14 protein-coding genes and 1 pseudogene are annotated in these 16,238 nt (G+C 59.1%); 2 read left to right on the forward strand and 13 right to left on the reverse strand.

From position 1 onward, the window contains the following. Positions 1-16 precede the first annotated feature (16 nt). The 9 genes from AAAK34_RS15510 to AAAK34_RS15550 all read right to left on the reverse strand — a co-directional run bounded on the left by AAAK34_RS15510 (position 17) and on the right by AAAK34_RS15550 (position 8,014). Positions 17-292 carry a hypothetical protein gene (locus tag AAAK34_RS15510; RefSeq protein ID WP_231694424.1) on the reverse strand — a complete coding sequence of 92 codons (276 nt, stop codon included), beginning with the start codon at positions 290-292 and terminating at the stop codon, positions 17-19. Between the two features lie 24 nt (positions 293-316). Then, positions 317-607, reverse strand: a complete 291-nt coding sequence (locus tag AAAK34_RS15515; RefSeq protein ID WP_231694423.1) for a nitrogen fixation protein FixH — start codon at positions 605-607, stop codon at positions 317-319. Positions 608-628: 21 nt separating this feature from the next. Then, complete coding sequence (ccoG, locus tag AAAK34_RS15520) at positions 629-1,996, reverse strand: cytochrome c oxidase accessory protein CcoG (protein ID WP_231694530.1); 1,368 nt, start codon at positions 1,994-1,996, stop codon at positions 629-631. Between the two features lie 293 nt (positions 1,997-2,289). Next, complete coding sequence (ccoP, locus tag AAAK34_RS15525; RefSeq protein ID WP_231694422.1) at positions 2,290-3,234, reverse strand: cytochrome-c oxidase, cbb3-type subunit III; 945 nt, start codon at positions 3,232-3,234, stop codon at positions 2,290-2,292. A gap of 34 nt (positions 3,235-3,268) precedes the next feature. Continuing rightward, positions 3,269-3,406, reverse strand: coding sequence for a cbb3-type cytochrome c oxidase subunit 3 (locus tag AAAK34_RS15530; protein ID WP_231694421.1), 138 nt, complete (start codon positions 3,404-3,406; stop codon positions 3,269-3,271). A 20-nt stretch (positions 3,407-3,426) separates the two neighbouring features. Next, positions 3,427-4,044 carry a cytochrome-c oxidase, cbb3-type subunit II gene (gene ccoO / locus AAAK34_RS15535; RefSeq protein ID WP_231694420.1) on the reverse strand — a complete coding sequence of 206 codons (618 nt, stop codon included), beginning with the start codon at positions 4,042-4,044 and terminating at the stop codon, positions 3,427-3,429. A 19-nt stretch (positions 4,045-4,063) separates the two neighbouring features. After that, positions 4,064-5,500 (reverse strand): cytochrome-c oxidase, cbb3-type subunit I, encoded by a 1,437-nt coding sequence (gene ccoN / locus AAAK34_RS15540; RefSeq protein WP_231694419.1) that lies wholly within the window; start codon positions 5,498-5,500, stop codon positions 4,064-4,066. Between the two features lie 145 nt (positions 5,501-5,645). Beyond that, the gene (ccoS, locus tag AAAK34_RS15545; protein WP_231694418.1) at positions 5,646-5,783 is read right to left on the reverse strand and encodes a cbb3-type cytochrome oxidase assembly protein CcoS; all 138 of its coding nucleotides are present in this window, start codon (positions 5,781-5,783) and stop codon (positions 5,646-5,648) included. Next, positions 5,783-8,014, reverse strand: coding sequence for a heavy metal translocating P-type ATPase (locus tag AAAK34_RS15550; RefSeq protein ID WP_231694529.1), 2,232 nt, complete (start codon positions 8,012-8,014; stop codon positions 5,783-5,785). The genes ccoS and AAAK34_RS15550 overlap by 1 nt, the downstream gene beginning before the upstream one ends. Positions 8,015-8,292: 278 nt before the next feature. Here AAAK34_RS15550 and AAAK34_RS15555 point away from each other — a divergent pair, with 278 nt between their 5' ends. Beyond that, complete coding sequence (locus tag AAAK34_RS15555) at positions 8,293-8,736, forward strand: universal stress protein (protein WP_231694417.1); 444 nt, start codon at positions 8,293-8,295, stop codon at positions 8,734-8,736. Between the two features lie 89 nt (positions 8,737-8,825). On the opposite strand, the gene AAAK34_RS15560 is transcribed toward AAAK34_RS15555, so the two are convergent. From AAAK34_RS15560 to AAAK34_RS15575, 4 genes are all read right to left on the reverse strand, one after another. Further along, complete coding sequence (locus tag AAAK34_RS15560) at positions 8,826-9,437, reverse strand: LapA family protein (RefSeq protein ID WP_431777460.1); 612 nt, start codon at positions 9,435-9,437, stop codon at positions 8,826-8,828. Positions 9,438-9,716: 279 nt separating this feature from the next. Beyond that, entirely contained in the window at positions 9,717-10,916 is a 1,200-nt protein-coding gene (locus AAAK34_RS15565) for an FAD-dependent monooxygenase (RefSeq protein WP_231694415.1), read from the reverse strand. An 8-nt stretch (positions 10,917-10,924) separates the two neighbouring features. Next, positions 10,925-13,819: an aconitate hydratase gene (locus AAAK34_RS15570; protein WP_231694414.1), complete on the reverse strand. Its 2,895-nt coding sequence runs from the start codon at positions 13,817-13,819 to the stop codon at positions 10,925-10,927. 286 nt (positions 13,820-14,105) lie between these two features. Then, positions 14,106-14,738, reverse strand: a complete 633-nt coding sequence (locus AAAK34_RS15575) for a DUF3617 family protein (protein WP_431777461.1) — start codon at positions 14,736-14,738, stop codon at positions 14,106-14,108. A gap of 114 nt (positions 14,739-14,852) precedes the next feature. Between AAAK34_RS15575 and yegQ the strand changes: the two are divergent. After that, a pseudogene (yegQ, locus tag AAAK34_RS15580) lies at positions 14,853-16,234 on the forward strand (tRNA 5-hydroxyuridine modification protein YegQ). Positions 16,235-16,238 lie beyond the last annotated feature (4 nt).

Consider the following 16,238-nt stretch of genomic DNA (forward strand, 5'->3'; position numbering starts at 1 on the left):
GAAGCGTGGAGCCTGATCAGCGCTCCGCGCGCTCGCTGTCGAAACGTTCTGCGGGCGTGCGGTTGACTTCAAATGGGGACATTGCCAGCAAAGTGGTCAGGGCGCTGCAGATCATCATCATTCCCCAGAAAATGAAAAATGTAACGGTGTAAACCGCCTCGCGCGACCACTCGACGCGTGAGCCAAAAAGGCTCAAAGAATCGGGATCCAGCACCGCAAAAACCATCATTTCAAGAACAGCAGCCACCAAAAAAGCCGGCCACGCAATCCACATGAGACGTTCACGAAGCACAGGGAACTCCCTTTGGTCAGTATTTCAGGGGTGGCCAGGCTGGCGCTGCGGGGCCGTGCCCTGCAAGAGTTTGGCCGACTCGGGCGAGGCAGCGTGGTTTCGCGCCTGCATGGCGGGCGTTAATGCAGGTGCGGTACCGGCAGCCTCCACAGGTTGCTCAAGACGAGCATTCGCGTCGCGCGGGGCATCCGCATAGACCGGGTCAGGCCTTCTGATCGCCAGGTAAATGGTGACAAACGAGGCCAAGACCACCATTGCCGGACCACCAACCACCATCCACATGTGTCCGTATTTCCACCACGGACCTGAAGACATTTTCTGCATCGCACTCATTCTTTACCTTGGCACCATGAAAACGGATTTTTCACTCACTTCGCCAGTCTCTGACGACCGCACATCGATGTGAATCTCGTGCGAACCGGGCTTGGCCCCATCATAGGGCAACTGAAGCCGTACAGGCACCCACAAGCCCTGTGCACCATCTACAGTCACACTTTTTTCCGTCACAAGCTCCAACCCAGGCAAGCCCTTGACCGCGATTGAGTAGGTCTGCGGCTTCTCGGTGGCATTCATGATCTGCACGCGGTAAACGTTCTCGATCTTGTTGCCGTCAACAATGCGCGCCAACGTGGCACGGTCACGCACGATGTCCACCTTGAAGGGGGTGCGAAGGAGAAGACTGGCAAACAGGGCAATGGTGAGACCAGCAAGGATTGCGCTATAGAGCAGTACGCGAGGGCGCAGCACGTGGCGCAGGATCTGCTTGCTTCCCCAACCCTTCTCAAGGGCATTCTCGGTAGAGTACCTTATGAGCCCCCTGGGGTAACCTACCTTGTCCATGACGCCATCGCAGACGTCAATGCAGGCTGCGCAACTGATGCACTCATACTGAAGGCCCTTGCGAATGTCGATGCCTGTGGGGCACACCTGCACGCACAGGGTGCAGTCGACGCAATCTCCCAAGCCAGCAGCGCGGTGATCGGTTTTACGAGAGCGAGCCCCGCGAGGCTCACCCCGTGCAGCATCGTAGGTGACGATGAGCGTGTCCCGATCAAACATGGCGCTCTGGAAGCGCGCGTAGGGGCACATGTATTTGCACACCTGTTCGCGCATGTAGCCTGCATTACCGTAGGTGGCAAAGCCGTAGAAGAAAATCCAGAAAGTTTCCCAGGGTCCAAGTGTCCATTGCGCCACATGCACCGTCAATTCACGGATCGGGGTGAAATAGCCTACAAACGTAAGACCCGTCCAGAGACCCACGGTGATCCAGGCGATCTGCTTAAGCAGCTTGCGCCCGAACTTCGAGGCCGACATGGGGGCGGCATCCAGGCGCATGCGAGCAGACCGGTCGCCCTCAATTTTCTTCTCGATCCAGAGATATATCTCGGTGTAGACAGTTTGCGGGCAGGCATAGCCGCACCACTGGCGCCCCGCCACCGCAGTGAACAGGAACAGCAGCAACGCCGAGATGATCAGAATGCCCGACAGGTAGACAACGTCCTGCGGGTAGAGTACCAGTCCGAAGATGTAGAAGCGCCGCGCCTCCAAATCAAAGAGCATTGCCTGCCGGTCACCCCACTGCAACCAGGGCATGCCGTAGAAGAATATCTGGGTGGCGTATACAAAGAACCAGCGCCACTTGGCGAACAGGCCGGTCACGCTGCGCGGGTAGATTTTCTTCTGCGCCTGGTAGAGCGAAACCATGACTTCGTCGGCTGGGACAGCGCCGCCTGCCACCGCTTCGGCGGTGGTCTTTTGGGAAGTGTTCTTCGTGCTCAAAGCAGCCTATTTCTCCGAGGGCCGGACGGGCGCATCGTGGTCACTCCTGCAAAGAGGGTGTTCGAGGCGCACTCGTGGGGCATATCTGCGGGGCTTGGAAATCTACCCTCAGACTGCTTGCCCCACTCTGAAGCAGCCTGACGTTCTGTCGGATCAAAAAGCCTATTCTGACACCCGGGGAGCGAACCCGATCATTCACTCCCCGGCGTTATTTGCACTTAACGTGTGGCTGCAGCCGCTGCAGGCGCCTGCTCGCCCGGCTGGCCGCCACCCAGACCCCAAACGTAGGCCGTCAGCACGTTGATCTGCTCGGGCGTGAACTTGTCAGCCCATGCAGGCATGACGTTGGTCTTGCCATTGGTAATCATGCTGACGATATGAGATTCGACGCCGGCACCGCTCACCCAGATGTTGTCGGTCAGGTTGGGAGCGCCCAGCGCCTGGTTGCCCTTGCCGTCGGCGCCGTGGCAGGCAGCACACACCGCAAACTTAGGCTTGCCCAGATTCGCACGAACGGAATCGTTGGGGGAGCCGGAAAGGCTGAGCACATAATGCGCAACGTTTCGCACATCGTCAGGCGTGCCGACTGCCGCTGCCATGGGAGGCATGACACCAACGCGCCCTTTGACAAGGGTCTCGTGGATCATGGCAGGTGAACCTCCCCACAACCAGTCACCGTCGACGAGGTTGGGGAAGCCCTTGCTGCCGCGTGCGTCAGAACCATGGCATTGCGCGCAGTTGTTCATGAACAGGCGGTCGCCAATAGCCATGGCGTTGGCGTCTTTGGCCAGTTGCTCCGTGCTCATGCCCGAGAATGCAGCGTATATGGGCGCAGTCTGCTCGTTGCCCTTTTCCACTTCACGCTCGAACTGGCCAGTCTGAGACCAATTGAGCGAACCCTTATAGGAGCCCAGTCCCGGATAAAGGAACAGGTAGGCCAAGGAAAACAGAACGGTGATGATGAACAGCCCCACCCACCAACGCGGCAGAGGGTTGTTCATTTCGCGCAGGTCTTCGTCCCACACGTGGCCAGTAGTGTTGTCGGAGGCCGTGAGAGCCTTGGTTTTCCCACTGAACCACAGCAGCAGAACGCACGCCAAAATGCCGCCGATCGTGATGACGGTGACATATACCGACCAGAAATTACTCGTAAAGTCGCTCATTTTTAATTCCTTGTGACGACCGCATCAGCGCCTGTCAGTCTTGCTCAAAGGGCAGCTGGGCCGCCTCGTCGAAACGCTGCTTGTTTCGGCTGGACCAAGCCCAGACCACAATGCCGAGGAAGACGACAAACGCTGCCAACGTTGCGAAAATCCGCAGACTGTTGATGTCCATGATGGGCCTTTCAATCTCTCTTATTTACGATGAATGCCCAGCACCTGGAGATAGGCGATCACGGCATCGAGTTCGGTCTTGCCCTTGACGTCTTCTGGGGCCTTGGCGATCTCTTCATCCGAGTAAGGAGCGCCCAGGGTGCGCAAGCCGGTCATATGAGCTTGAATGGTGCTGGCGTTCGCGGGGGTCTTCTCGAGCCACGGATATGCGGGCATGTTCGACTCGGGAACCACATCGCGCGGGTTGTTCAGGTGAACACGATGCCAGTCGTCGCTGTAGCGGCCACCCACCCGCGCCAGATCCGGACCAGTGCGCTTTGAGCCCCACTGAAACGGACGGTCGTACACAAACTCTCCGGCGACCGAGTAAGGCCCATACCGCAGAGCTTCGGCGCGGAACGGACGAACCATCTGTGAGTGGCAGTTGTAGCAACCTTCACGGACATAGACGTCACGACCCACCACTTGCAACGCCGTGTAGGGTTTGAGCCCCTCAATGGGCTGCGTGGTGGACTTCTGGAAGAACAGCGGCACGATCTCGACCAGGCCTCCAATGGAGACCACGATCAGGATCAGCACGATCATCAGGAAGTTATTCGTTTCAACCTTCGCGTGGCCGGTGATTTTTTCTTGAGCCATGGTGTGTATTCCTTGAACTTCAGGCGTGTGCAGCGACTGCAGGGATCTGCACCGGCGTTGCGCGGCCAGCGGTGGCCGTCTTGACTGTGTTCCACAGCATGATCACCATGCCCCCAAGGTAGAGCAACCCACCCAGCAGGCGCAACACGTAGAACGGGAAGGTAGCCTTCACAGATTCAACAAAGGTGTATGTCAGGGTGCCATCGGAGTTGATTGCACGCCACATCAGGCCCTGCATCACGCCGGCAATCCACATTGCGGCGATGTACACCACGATGCCGATGGTGGCCACCCAGAAGTGAATTTCAATAGCTTTGGTGCTGTACATCTGGGTACGGCCGAACAGGCGCGGAATCAGATAGTAGAGCGAACCCATGGTGATCAGACCCACCCAGCCGAGGGCGCCTGAATGCACGTGGCCGACTGTCCAGTCCGTGTAGTGGCTCAAGGCGTTGACGGTCTTGATGGACATCATCGGGCCTTCAAAGGTGGACATGCCGTAGAACGACAGCGACACAATCAGGAAGCGCAGGATCGGATCGTCGCGCAGTTTGTGCCAGGCACCCGAGAGGGTCATGATGCCGTTGATCATGCCGCCCCAGCTAGGAGCCAGGAGGATCAGTGAAAAGACCATGCCGACACTCTGAGCCCAGTCAGGCAAGGCGGTGTAGTGCAAGTGGTGAGGGCCGGCCCACATGTAAGTGAAGATCAGCGCCCAGAAGTGGACGATGGACAAGCGGTAGCTATAAACCGGACGACCGGCCTGTTTGGGAATGAAGTAATACATCATGCCCAGAAAGCCTGCGGTGAGGAAAAAGCCCACAGCATTGTGACCGTACCACCATTGAACCATGGCATCCTGCACGCCTGCGTAGGCAGAGTAGGACTTCATGAGGCCTACTGGCAATGCAGCGCTGTTGACCACGTGCAACAAGGCCACTGCCAGAATGAAGGCGCCGTAGAACCAGTTTGCCACGTAGATATGCTTGACCTTGCGTGTACCGACGGTACCGAAGAACACCACCGCATAGGCCACCCACACGAGGGTGATCAGAATGTCGATGGGCCACTCGAGTTCAGCATATTCCTTGCTGCTGGTGTAGCCCAGCGGCAAGGTGATGACGGCAGCCACGATGACCGCCTGCCAACCCCAGAAGGTGAAGGCTGCCAACTTGTCCGAAAACAGACGCACCTGGCAGGTTCGCTGAACCACATAGTAAGAAGTGGCCATGAGACCGCAGCCGCCAAAGGCAAAAATCACGGCATTGGTGTGCAACGGGCGTAAACGGCCATAACTGAGCCACGAAATGCCCAGATTCAGTTCCGGCCAAGTCAGCTGTGCGGCGATGATCACCCCCACCAGCATGCCGATCACACCCCACACCACCGTCATGATGGCAAACTGTCTGACCACTCTGTCGTTATAGACCGTGGCTTTCATATTGGCGAATGTCATTTCCACCTCTTCCTTTTGAATATCCTCAGACCGAGCCACACCCGGGCTACCCCCGCAGGGAACAAAAATTACCGGATCCTCCCGGTGCCTTCCTGAGAACCTTTAGCAGTATCCGCGAACGTAACATGGTTTCACTTGATGTCGATCAATCGTGCTCAAAAATTCGCTCTCCTTCACGCTCGACGTCTTCGAACTGGCCACGATAGATCGCCCACCAGAACGCGCCAAGAATGAAGAAGACAAGCACAACAGACAGTGGAATCAGTAAATACAGTACGTCCATCAAACCTCCGCCCGCATGGCCCCCGATAGGCGCAGGGCATTAAGCACTACCAGCAGCGAACTTGCCGCCATGCCGAGCCCCGCTGCCCAGGCAGGCATCCAACCTATCATAGCCAGCGGCACGCCCACCGCGTTGTAACCGGCTGCCCAAGCCAAATTTTGCCGCACAACGCGCATGGTGTCGCGTGAACGAGCCATGGTAGCGGGAATCAATGACAGCCTGTCCGCCAGCACCACGAAGTCGGACTGGGCACGTGCCAACGGCACCGAGCGCCCGAAGGCAAACGATACGTTGGCGCCCGCCAACACGGGACCGTCGTTCAGGCCGTCTCCGACCATCGCCACTGTAGCTCCCGCTTGCTGCGCCTGCTGCATAGCGGCCAGCTTGTCCGCCGGCGCGCATTCACCCCGGGTATCGGAGATGCCGGCCATTTTACCGACATGCGCCGCGGCTTCAGCCCGGTCGCCGGAAAGCAGCCTCACGCTTACTCCCTGCGCCTTCAGGGCAGCCACGGCCTGCTGTGCATCTGGCCGCAGATCTTCCCGCCACTCGAAGCTGGCCAGCCAGCCTAGCTCGTCACTCAAGTGAGTGGTCGCACCCTGGGTTGACAACGGCGGTGCTTCACAAAAGGATGCTGAGCCCAGTCGCACCCATCGCGCCTGACCGCCTCGCACGCTCACAAGCCCCTCCACGCCCTGCCCCGACAACTCCTTTTGCTGAATGCTTTGACAGGCATCTGCCAAGCCGCTCTGAGCAGCCTGCGACACCATGGCGCGCGACAGCGGGTGAAGGCTGCCCTGGGCCAAAGCCGCACCGAGAGACAGCGCCTCGTCCTGCCCGACCCCAGCGCGCAGGTGAACGCGCTCCAAGACAAAGGCATCGCGCGAGAGAGTGCCCGTCTTGTCGAAAACCACAGCATCCACGTCAGCCAGCACTTCCAGGGCCTGTAGCCGGCGCACCAGCACACCGGAGCGCGCCAGGCTGCCGGCGCTGGCCAGCATGGCTGCCGGGGTAGCCAGAGAAAGCGCGCACGGGCAAGTCACCACCAAAATGGCAACTGCGATCATGAGCGCACGGCCCGGGTCGGTAGGCCACCACCAGGCGCACGCCAAACCTGCGGCCAACAGCACAAAAATCAGGAATGGCTTGGCCAATCGATCTGCCAGCTGGGCGATGCGGGGTTTGCTTGTCGACGCAGCTTCCATCAGACCCACGATGTGCGCGTAGCGCGTGTCGCCGCCCACTTGCTCCGCCCGAACTTCTACTGCGGACGTCAGGTTATGGCTGCCGGCAATGACCAACGCCCCCTGCCCACGCTCCAGCGGCGTCGACTCGCCGGTCAGCAGCGCTTCATCAACCATGGTCTGCCCCCGCAGCACCACACCATCGGCGGGAAACACTTCGCCTGGCAGCACCCGAATAACGTCCCCTACACGTACACGGCGTGCCGCCACGCGCTCCCATGTGCCGTCCTCCTGCTTGCGCTCCACGCTCTCGGGCAGGCGATGCATCAATGCCTCAAGCGCACCGGCCGTTCGATCCCGCAAGCGCAATTCAAGCCAGCGTCCCGTGAGCAGAAAGAACACGAACATGGTCAGCGAATCGAAATACACCTCATGCCCGAACACACCATTGGGCTCGAAGGTGCCTAGGGTGCTAACTACAAAAGTGATGAGCATCCCCAGCGACACAGGGAGATCCATGCTGACTCGGCGCAGCTTCAGATCGAGCAGTGCGTTTCGGAAGAACGGCTGGCAGGAAAACAGCATCACGGGAATCGAGAGCACCCACGACGCCCAACGCAGCAGATGAACGAGATCAGGCTCGATTTCTCCCGGGCCGGTGAAGTACTCCGGAGCGGCATACATCATGACCTGCATCATGCACAGGCCAGCCACCCCCATGCGCCACAGCATTTTGCGGGTTTCTGCACGGCGGCGCTCAGCGGCAAAGGCATCATGCGCAGGCAAGGGGCGATAGCCCGACCGCAGAGCGGCCTGCATCCAGGCGGAGGGGCGGGTTGCCGCGTCATCCCACACCACACGGCCACGGTGGCTCGCGGCGCTGACCTCTGCAGTGCGCACGCCAGGTATCGCGCGCAGCGCTTCTTCTATGGTGACCGCGCAGGCAGCGCAGTGCATGCCCTCGAAAACAACGGTGGATTCCCAGCAGCCGCCCTCGCTTTGAACGGACTCCGTGCTTTCAGCCTCTACCCGACGGCTGAACTCCATCCACTCATCAGGCTCGTCAAGCAACGCCCATTGATCGATGGGACGCTCCGGAGCATGAACAGCGCTGTGATCGGCTTCGCGCGGTGCTTCGGCTCGGGCCGCCCTGTCAGGAGGGGTTAATGTGACCACGGCGCGCTGCATAATGCCTCGACTGTAAGCGGATTACGACCGGAGAGCTTGACCGGCATCAAGATACCCCACGGAATTGCCTACTATCGTTCAGCTTACAGTTTCGTTGCAGCTTATGATTTAAACGATATCACTTGAGGAGATCGAATATGTACAAACGCATTCTCGTGGCAACTGACGGCTCTACCTTGTCCAAGAAAGCAGTCAACAATGCCATTGCCTTGGCCAGTACTTGCGGCGCTGAACTGGTAGCGCTGAAAGTTGTGCCACGCTACCCGCAGAGTTACTTCGAGGGTTCGATCAGCCTCTCGGTCGATGATGTTGCGCGTGTCGAAAAGCAATGGAGCGAGGAAGCTCAGGCCATTGTGGACGGAGTCAAGAAATCTGGCGAAGCCAAAGGCGTGAAGGTCAAGTCGGTGGTGGTCAAATCGGATGTGGTCTCTGACGCATTGATTTCCGCAGCGAAGAAACACAAAGCCGACCTGATCGTTATGGCGTCACATGGTCGCAGAGGGGTTAAGCGCCTGCTTTTGGGCAGCGAAACACAGCAAGTGCTGACGCACTCGGAGATCCCGGTTCTGGTGTTGAGGTAAGCAGCTCCTGCTCCTAGGGGCCAGGGGCCAGGAGTCGCGGGAGCCAGGAACCAGCGACCTGAAAGGGGGCGTCTCATACGCCCCACGTTTTAGCTTGGCACAACCTTTCCGAGGTCGTCCTGCTGTGGCGGTGCAGTCAAGCTTGCTGCGGAAGATGCAGGCAGTACCGAAGCCGGGGCAGGCGTAAAGCCGGCAAGACCTTCTCGCAAACCCATTTCCAGACGATCCACCCGTGCGTGCAGATCTCGGTTGTGGTTTTCAACGGCCAGTACGAGGCGTGAAATTTCGGCGTCGACGGGCCGTTCACGCAGACCCATTTCCGCCCGATCGACACGCGACAGCGTTTCGCGTGTGTGGGTATTGATCGCCTCTGACAAGCGCCCCACTTCCCGATCGAGGTGCGCACGCAGATCAGTGAAGCGAGACGCCTCGGCCTTGTCTGCCAAGTCACGTTGCACGGCCAATTCCTTGGCATGACGACGCGTTTCCACCAGAACCGTGGCCTGCATATACGCAATGAGCCCCACGAACACGGCCGACAGCAACGCCATGAGCCCCAGGAGAATCAATCCTAGCGGGGCGCGAATATCGGTGTAGATCAGCGACAGATCCGTTGGCGTGGTCATTTGCGTCCAGTTGACCCCGACAAAGATAACGATGAGTGCACTGACGATCAGCAGGAACAAAGATCTCAAAGACATTCGCCTGGTTCCTTTTTTAATTGAGTTAACGATAAAACGCGACGCTGTCAGCGCCCTGGAGCAATCCAATGCGCTATGAAGCACTCTGTAGGCCGTCAAGCTTCAAGCGCCAACAGCTTCAGATGATCCAAGTGTAGCGGCCCCGACCGGCTGCGCCTATCAGCGCGATCCTACGAATCACTCCTGGCGCTCTTTGCGCAGAGAGTGGAGGGCCGCACACGGCAAGAGGGATCAGGATGCGGCTCAAGAACTCGACAGGAAATTCATTGAGTGCCTCAATCAGGGACCTGCATACAACCACGGGACGTCCAGCAAACGAGCACCTAGCAGCCTGATGGTGACATCACGCCCCAAACGCATAAAGCCCGTGGAGTGAAAAATCTCGCCATTCCTGATGGAGCGCGCCTGCACGCGGGCACAGCGCTGCCAGCGGGCGAGCGCGTAGCGCTTCAGGCGTGTGGGCACATCGACCACATCCATGGCGAGCGCACGGCTGAGTTCCGCCGCATCCTCAATGGCCATGCCGGCGCCCTGGGCCAGGTACGGTCGCATGGGATGGGCAGCGTCCCCCAGCAAACCGACCAGGCCTTTCGCCATTTGCTCCGCGCCAGATACAGGTGATCGATCGGCCAGTGCCCACAGGCGCCAAGCGTAGTCATTCACGGTGGCCTCTGGCACCGCAGAGATTAGCCCCCGCAAAGGTCCGCAGGTGGCGCCCATGGCTCGTTCAAGATCTGTGGCTTGGGCTGCCTGGTCCCAATCTTGCGCATCGGCCCGGGGGGTACCATGCACAATGGCGACCACATTCATCCATTCACCACCACGCACCGGGTATTGAACCACGTGCAAGCGCGGCCCCAACCACGCCGTGACGTGGTTGCTTCGGAGTTTCTCCGGCAACGCAGACTGGCGGAGCATGGCGCGATAAGCCAGGTGACCCGTGATACGCGGCGGGCCGTCGGCCAGCAGTTGCTGCCGAACCTGGCTCCATAGGCCATCAGCCCCGATCAGGGCATCACCCTCTACCTGGGGGCCGCGTGAAGCGGCGAGTGTGACGGCCCGCCCGTCGTCGGTGAAGCTCAAAATGCGCTGATCGAGATGAACATGCACGTCCGCCACCTGCCTGACCGCTTCTGAAAGCAGGCCAAGAATGTCTGCTCGATGAATGGTGGCGTACGGTGCGTCGTAGCGTGCGAGGGCACGCTCGCCCAGCGGCAGAACCCCCAGTTCATCCCCGCTCAAGGCATTTCGAACGCGCAGGGAATCTGGAAACGCGGCCACCGCACGCAGCGCATCTCCCAAGCCCCAGGCCTGAAGAATCCGCGTCACATTGGGACCCAGTTGAATACCTGCACCTACTTCAGTGAATGTAGGTGCGCGTTCAAACAATCGGACTTCCCAGCCCGCTCGCACTACGGCAAGCGCAGCCGCCAAGCCACCAATCCCGCCACCGGCGATCAGCAGTTGAGGAGCAGCCATGCAGAAGATTACGCCAACAGTTGCCGCAACACGTAGGGCAAGATCCCTCCGTTCAGGAAGTAGTCCACCTCAATCGGCGTGTCGATTCGCAAGATCAGGGTGGTTTCGTGCAAGGATCCGTCCGCCCGTGTAATGACCATGCGGGCATTGCTTTGTGGCGCCAAGTCGTCGGAGGGCACGATGTCAATCTGTTCGTCGCCTCGAAGCCCCAGGCTTTCCCAGGACTCACCGGGCTTGAATTGCAATGGCAACACACCCATGCCCACCAGGTTGCTGCGGTGGATTCGCTCAAAACTCTTGGCTACCACCGCCTTGATGCCCAGCAACTGGGTGCCTTTGGCCGCCCAGTCGCGGCTGGAACCCGTGCCGTACTCCTCACCCGCGAAAATCACGGTGGGGACGTTAGCCGCCATGTATTTCATGGCGGCGTCATAGATGAACTGCTTGCTGCCCTGCAACTCACCGGGCAACTGCATCAAGGTGAGGCCACCCTCCTCGCGGCTGCCGTCTTCCAGTATGGGCAGCATGAGGTTCTTGATGCGAACGTTGGCAAAGGTGCCGCGCATCATCACCTCATGATTTCCGCGACGGGCGCCATAGCTGTTGAAATCGGCCTTTTGCACGCCATGGTTGAGCAGCCATTGCCCGGCAGGCGAGCTTTCACGAATGGAGCCTGCAGGGGAAATGTGATCGGTCGTGATCGAGTCGCCAAACAAGGCCATGATGCGCGCACCGCGCACGGCAGTTGATGCCGAAGCGCCACCAGCGGAGGTTTTTTCAAGGGAAAACTCGTCAAAAAACGGCGGCTCAGCAATGTAGGTACTGACGGGCCAATCGTAGACGTTCCCCTCTACGCCCTCGATTTTTTCCCACAACTTCCCCGGCTCCGTAGCGATCTTGCTGTAGTTGGCACGGAAAGCTTTGCCTTTCATTGCGTACTTGAGAAGCTTCTGTATCTCGTCGCTGGTGGGCCAGATGTCTCCCAGAAACACTTCCCGACCACCCTTGCCCCGTCCCACAGGCTCGGTCATCAGATCGACCATCATGTTGCCGGCGATAGCGTAGGCCACCACCAGGGGCGGACTGGCCAGAAAGTTGGCCTTGAGGTTGGGGTGGATCCTCGCTTCAAAATTGCGGTTTCCAGACAGAACGGCAGCGCACACGAGATCATTGCGCGTGATGGCCTCATTAAGTTCGGGCGCCAGGTCTCCCGCGTTGCCGATACAGGTCGTGCAACCGTAGCCAGCCACGGCAAAGCCGAGTTTTTCTAGATAAGGCAGAAGCCCCGTTTCCGTCAGGTATTCCGTCACAATGCGTGAGCCGGGTGCCAGCGAGGTCTTGATGTGCGGCTTGACTTTCAGACCAGCTTCCACGGCCTTCTTGGCCAGCAGGCCGGCAGCCAGCAGTACACTGGGGTTACTGGTGTTGGTGCAACTCGTGATGGCCGCAATGAGTACGTCGCCATTTCCCAGGGTGTAGCCATTGGGCGATGAACGCTCAACCACATCGGCTTCTGCCATAGCGGATTCAAGCGTAGGCTTGTTGGCGACCATCTCGACAACCTGACGGGGAGCCCCCATCGGGGTGGGTGGCGATGCTGGGGGTCGCTCGTCCTGATCCGGCTCGTTGTCACGCCGCACCTCCACTCGCCTGTGCAGCTCCTCCACCGGTCGGTTGAAGCCGTTTTCGCTCATGGAACGGCTGAAAAGATCGGCAAACTGGCTCGCGACATGACCAAGCTCAATGCGATCCTGTGGTCGCTTGGGGCCGGCCAGGCTTGGAGTCACATCGCCCAGATCGAGCGTGACCACATGGGAATAATCGATGTCTCCCTTTTTGGGAACACCAAATAGGCCTTGCGCCTTGAACCAAGCCTCAAACGCTTCAATTTCCGCCTTGGTGCGGCCGGTACCTTCAAAGTATTCGATGGTGCGCTCATCCACTGGGAAAAAACCCATGGTCGCGCCGTATTCCGGTGCCATGTTACCGATGGTGGCACGGTCTGGCAGCGATAGCGTGCGTGTGCCCTCTCCAAAGAACTCGACGAACTTGCCGACCACCTTTTCCTTGCGCAGAATCTCGGTGACCGTAAGCACCAGGTCGGTGGCAGTACAGCCCTCCCGCAGGCGACCTTTCAACTCGAAACCGACGACGTCAGGCGTGAGGAAATACACCGGTTGCCCCAGCATGGCGGCCTCAGCCTCGATACCGCCCACGCCCCATGCGACCACGCCAATGCCGTTGATCATGGTGGTGTGACTGTCAGTACCAACCAGGGTGTCAGGGTAATACACGCCGTCCTTGGTCTTATGGACGCCACGCGCCAGATATTCGAGGTTCACTTGGTGAACAATCCCGAAACCGGGTGGAACGACGCGGAAGGTATCAAAAGCCTGCATACCCCACTTCATGAACTCGTAGCGCTCGCGGTTGCGCAGGAACTCGAGTTTCATGTTCAGGTCGAGCGCATTTTTCTTGCCGTAGTAGTCGACCATCACAGAGTGGTCGACCACCAAGTCCACTGGCACGAGAGGTTCGATCTTCTTGGGGTCCTTGCCCAGACTCTGGGCGGTGGAACGCATGGCCGCCAAGTCGGCCAACAGGGGCACGCCAGTGAAGTCCTGCAGCACGACGCGAGCCACGGTGAATGGAATTTCGTCAGTGCGCGTGGCGTTAGGCTGCCAGTTGGCCAGCTGCTCCACATGCTCGGGCAGCACCTTCACTCCGTCGCAATGGCGCAGCACAGATTCGAGCACGATCCGCAGCGACACTGGCAATCTTTTCACGTTGGGAAAACGACGCGCCAGTGCAGGCAGCGAGAAAAGGTCACCCGTCTTGCCTGAGGAGGTCTTGAACGACTTGCGGGTGGAGGCGAAAGCGTGGGAATTCTTTTTGGAGACCATGGCGTTGTCCTCGATTGCTCAAACAAAGAATGTCAGGCGAAACGGTAAACCTTGATTGTGTCAGGGAGTGCCGAATCTGCACAGACCATGCACCTATCCATGCCTGCGCATAGGCGTCACAACCACAATAGTAAAGGCCCCTCTTGCGCGACTCGCGGCATAGGGTTCAGTTGACCGGCAAGTTCGGAAGTCTACCGGTGTCCTATGCCCCCGTAAGTTGGCGCTGAGCGCCAACCCACGGGGCTTAAACCAGCGCTGCCGCAAACCGCGGTTGCAGCGTTTTGAGCTATTTCCTGCCTGGCGCAGCGCCCTTCTGAGATTTAAGATCTTCCATCATCTGCTCTACGGGCTTGACCGAACCACAATCACTGCTCAGAAATTTCATTTGTGTTTCGGTCTTCGAGGTGCGGCGGGCTCCACCCTTTTCCGTGCTTACGGTCTCGACTTTCGTATTCATTTGATCTCCAGCAAACTGGGTTTCCCCTTTGGAGACCGTCTGGCTGCCGTCGGCGTGCTTGCACATGACTTCAAAGCTGCTCCGGTTGCCACTCTTGGTGATTTTGGGATCGCCGCATTCGGCGCGCTGCTGCCGAGGCACTACCGCACTGTCTCGGGAGGCCATTTCAGGGCTAATGCAGATCCGATGCGTCATGCCGCCCGCACCCTGCGACGAAAACATGGACTCCATTTTCTTGCGCTGCTCGGGAGGCATGCTGGCCAGCGCTTGGCGCATTTGCTCCTGGGCCGCGTTCATTTGTGCCGCCATGTCCTTGCCGTCCACGGTCATCTGGATGACTCGTGTCTCCCAGAGGCCAGGCTTCATGGTGGTCTGCGCCTGGGCAGCACCACTGGCAGCCAGAAGCATCGAGAAGGCCCCCACAGTCAGATGGCCTCTCGTCGCAATTCGCGAGATTCTCATGACATTCCTTTCGGTAAAAACCATTCACAAAGAAAGCCCATCGTAAGCCAATCGACGCCGAGGGAGAACTAGGGCAGTTGGCGAAGATGGGCCAGAACACGGACAATACGCACTATGACGCTCCGAGCCCCCGAATTACTACTGCCTGCTGGCAGCCTTGACAAAATGCGCGCCGCCTACGATTTCGGCGCAGACGCGGTCTACGCAGGCCAGCCCCGCTACAGCCTGCGCGCCCGCAATAACGAGTTCCGTCTGGAACAAATTGCCACCGGCATTACCGAAGCGCACGCACGCGGCAAGAAGTTTTTCGTCACCAGCAACCTGCTGGCGCACAATGACAAAGTACGCACGTATCTGCGCGACCTTGAGCCCGTGGTGCAATTGAATCCCGATGCACTGATCATGGCCGACGCCGGCCTGATCATGATGGTGCGGGAAAAATGGCCGCACATTCCGGTTCACCTGTCCGTTCAGGCCAACACCACCAACTGGGCTGCGGTCAAGTTCTGGCAGAAGATGGGCGTGGCGCGGATCATCCTCTCACGCGAACTCAGCCTGGACGAAGTGGCCGCCATACGCCAGGAGTGCCCCGATATGGAGCTGGAGGTGTTTGTGCATGGCGCGCTGTGCATCGCCTACTCTGGCCGCTGCCTGCTCTCGGGTTACTTCAACCGGCGCGACCCGAACCAGGGAACCTGCACCAACGCTTGCCGCTGGAATTACAAAACCCATGATGCCGACGTCGACCCCAATACAGGCGAGGCCATGGCACAGACCGAAGGCCTGCAAGGCTTCAACTTTGCTGCAGCCCAGCAAGAGGCCGAGGAAAATGCATTTTCCAGCTGCGGAAACGGGCAGCGCCACCCTCTGCAGACAAGGTTTTCCTGATCGAGGAAGAGGGCCGCCCCGGCCAGCATATGCCGATCATGGAAGACGAGCACGGCACCTACATCATGAACAGCAAGGATCTCCGCGCTGTCGAGTTGGTGGAAAAACTAACCAAGATCGGGGTCGACTCCCTCAAGATCGAAGGCCGTACCAAGAGCCTCTACTACGTAGCCCGCACCGCGCAGGTGTACCGCCGTGCCATTGACGACGCGGTGGCAGGACGCCCGTTCAACCCGAATCTGATCACCGAACTCGAAGGCTTGGCCAACCGTGGCTACACCAGTGGCTTTCTGGAGCGTCGCCCGGCAAACGACTACCAGAACTATGAAACCGGCCATTCTGTGACCCAGCGCAGCCAGTATGTGGGCGAAGTCAAGCGCGTGGCAGACGGCTGGGCGGAAGTGGAAACGAAAAACCGCTTCGCCGTGGGCGACTGGATCGAGATCATCCACCCCAGCGGCAACCGCACCGTAAAGCTGGAGACCATGAAGAATCTCGACGGCGAGTCTATCGAGGTGGCCGCAGGCAATCCGCTACGGGTTTTGATTCCCATGTCGGGCCCGGCGGAAAGCGCGCTGATTGCCAAGTTGAGCCAAGCGCCCGCTTAAGATC

The sequence above is a fragment of the Ottowia caeni genome, assembly GCF_050821495.1.
In the GTDB taxonomy this organism is placed as follows: domain Bacteria; phylum Pseudomonadota; class Gammaproteobacteria; order Burkholderiales; family Burkholderiaceae_C; genus Ottowia; species Ottowia caeni.

Bases quoted from the DNA above. Each gene is read 5' to 3' on its own strand.
- ccoS (WP_231694418.1), bottom strand. From the start codon at position 5,783: ATGGACGTACTGTATTTACTGATTCCACTGTCTGTTGTGCTTGTCTTC.
- ccoP (WP_231694422.1), bottom strand. From the start codon at position 3,234: ATGAGCGACTTTACGAGTAATTTCTGGTCGGTATATGTCACCGTCATC.
- AAAK34_RS15550 (WP_231694529.1), bottom strand. From the start codon at position 8,014: ATGGAGTTCAGCCGTCGGGTAGAGGCTGAAAGCACGGAGTCCGTTCAA.
- AAAK34_RS15530 (WP_231694421.1), bottom strand. From the start codon at position 3,406: ATGGACATCAACAGTCTGCGGATTTTCGCAACGTTGGCAGCGTTTGTC.
- AAAK34_RS15560 (WP_431777460.1), bottom strand. From the start codon at position 9,437: ATGTCTTTGAGATCTTTGTTCCTGCTGATCGTCAGTGCACTCATCGTT.
- AAAK34_RS15565 (WP_231694415.1), bottom strand. From the start codon at position 10,916: ATGGCTGCTCCTCAACTGCTGATCGCCGGTGGCGGGATTGGTGGCTTG.
- AAAK34_RS15555 (WP_231694417.1), top strand. From the start codon at position 8,293: ATGTACAAACGCATTCTCGTGGCAACTGACGGCTCTACCTTGTCCAAG.
- AAAK34_RS15575 (WP_431777461.1), bottom strand. From the start codon at position 14,738: ATGAGAATCTCGCGAATTGCGACGAGAGGCCATCTGACTGTGGGGGCC.
- AAAK34_RS15515 (WP_231694423.1), bottom strand. From the start codon at position 607: ATGTCTTCAGGTCCGTGGTGGAAATACGGACACATGTGGATGGTGGTT.
- ccoG (WP_231694530.1), bottom strand. From the start codon at position 1,996: ATGGTTTCGCTCTACCAGGCGCAGAAGAAAATCTACCCGCGCAGCGTG.
- ccoO (WP_231694420.1), bottom strand. From the start codon at position 4,044: ATGGCTCAAGAAAAAATCACCGGCCACGCGAAGGTTGAAACGAATAAC.
- AAAK34_RS15570 (WP_231694414.1), bottom strand. From the start codon at position 13,819: ATGGTCTCCAAAAAGAATTCCCACGCTTTCGCCTCCACCCGCAAGTCG.
- ccoN (WP_231694419.1), bottom strand. From the start codon at position 5,500: ATGACATTCGCCAATATGAAAGCCACGGTCTATAACGACAGAGTGGTC.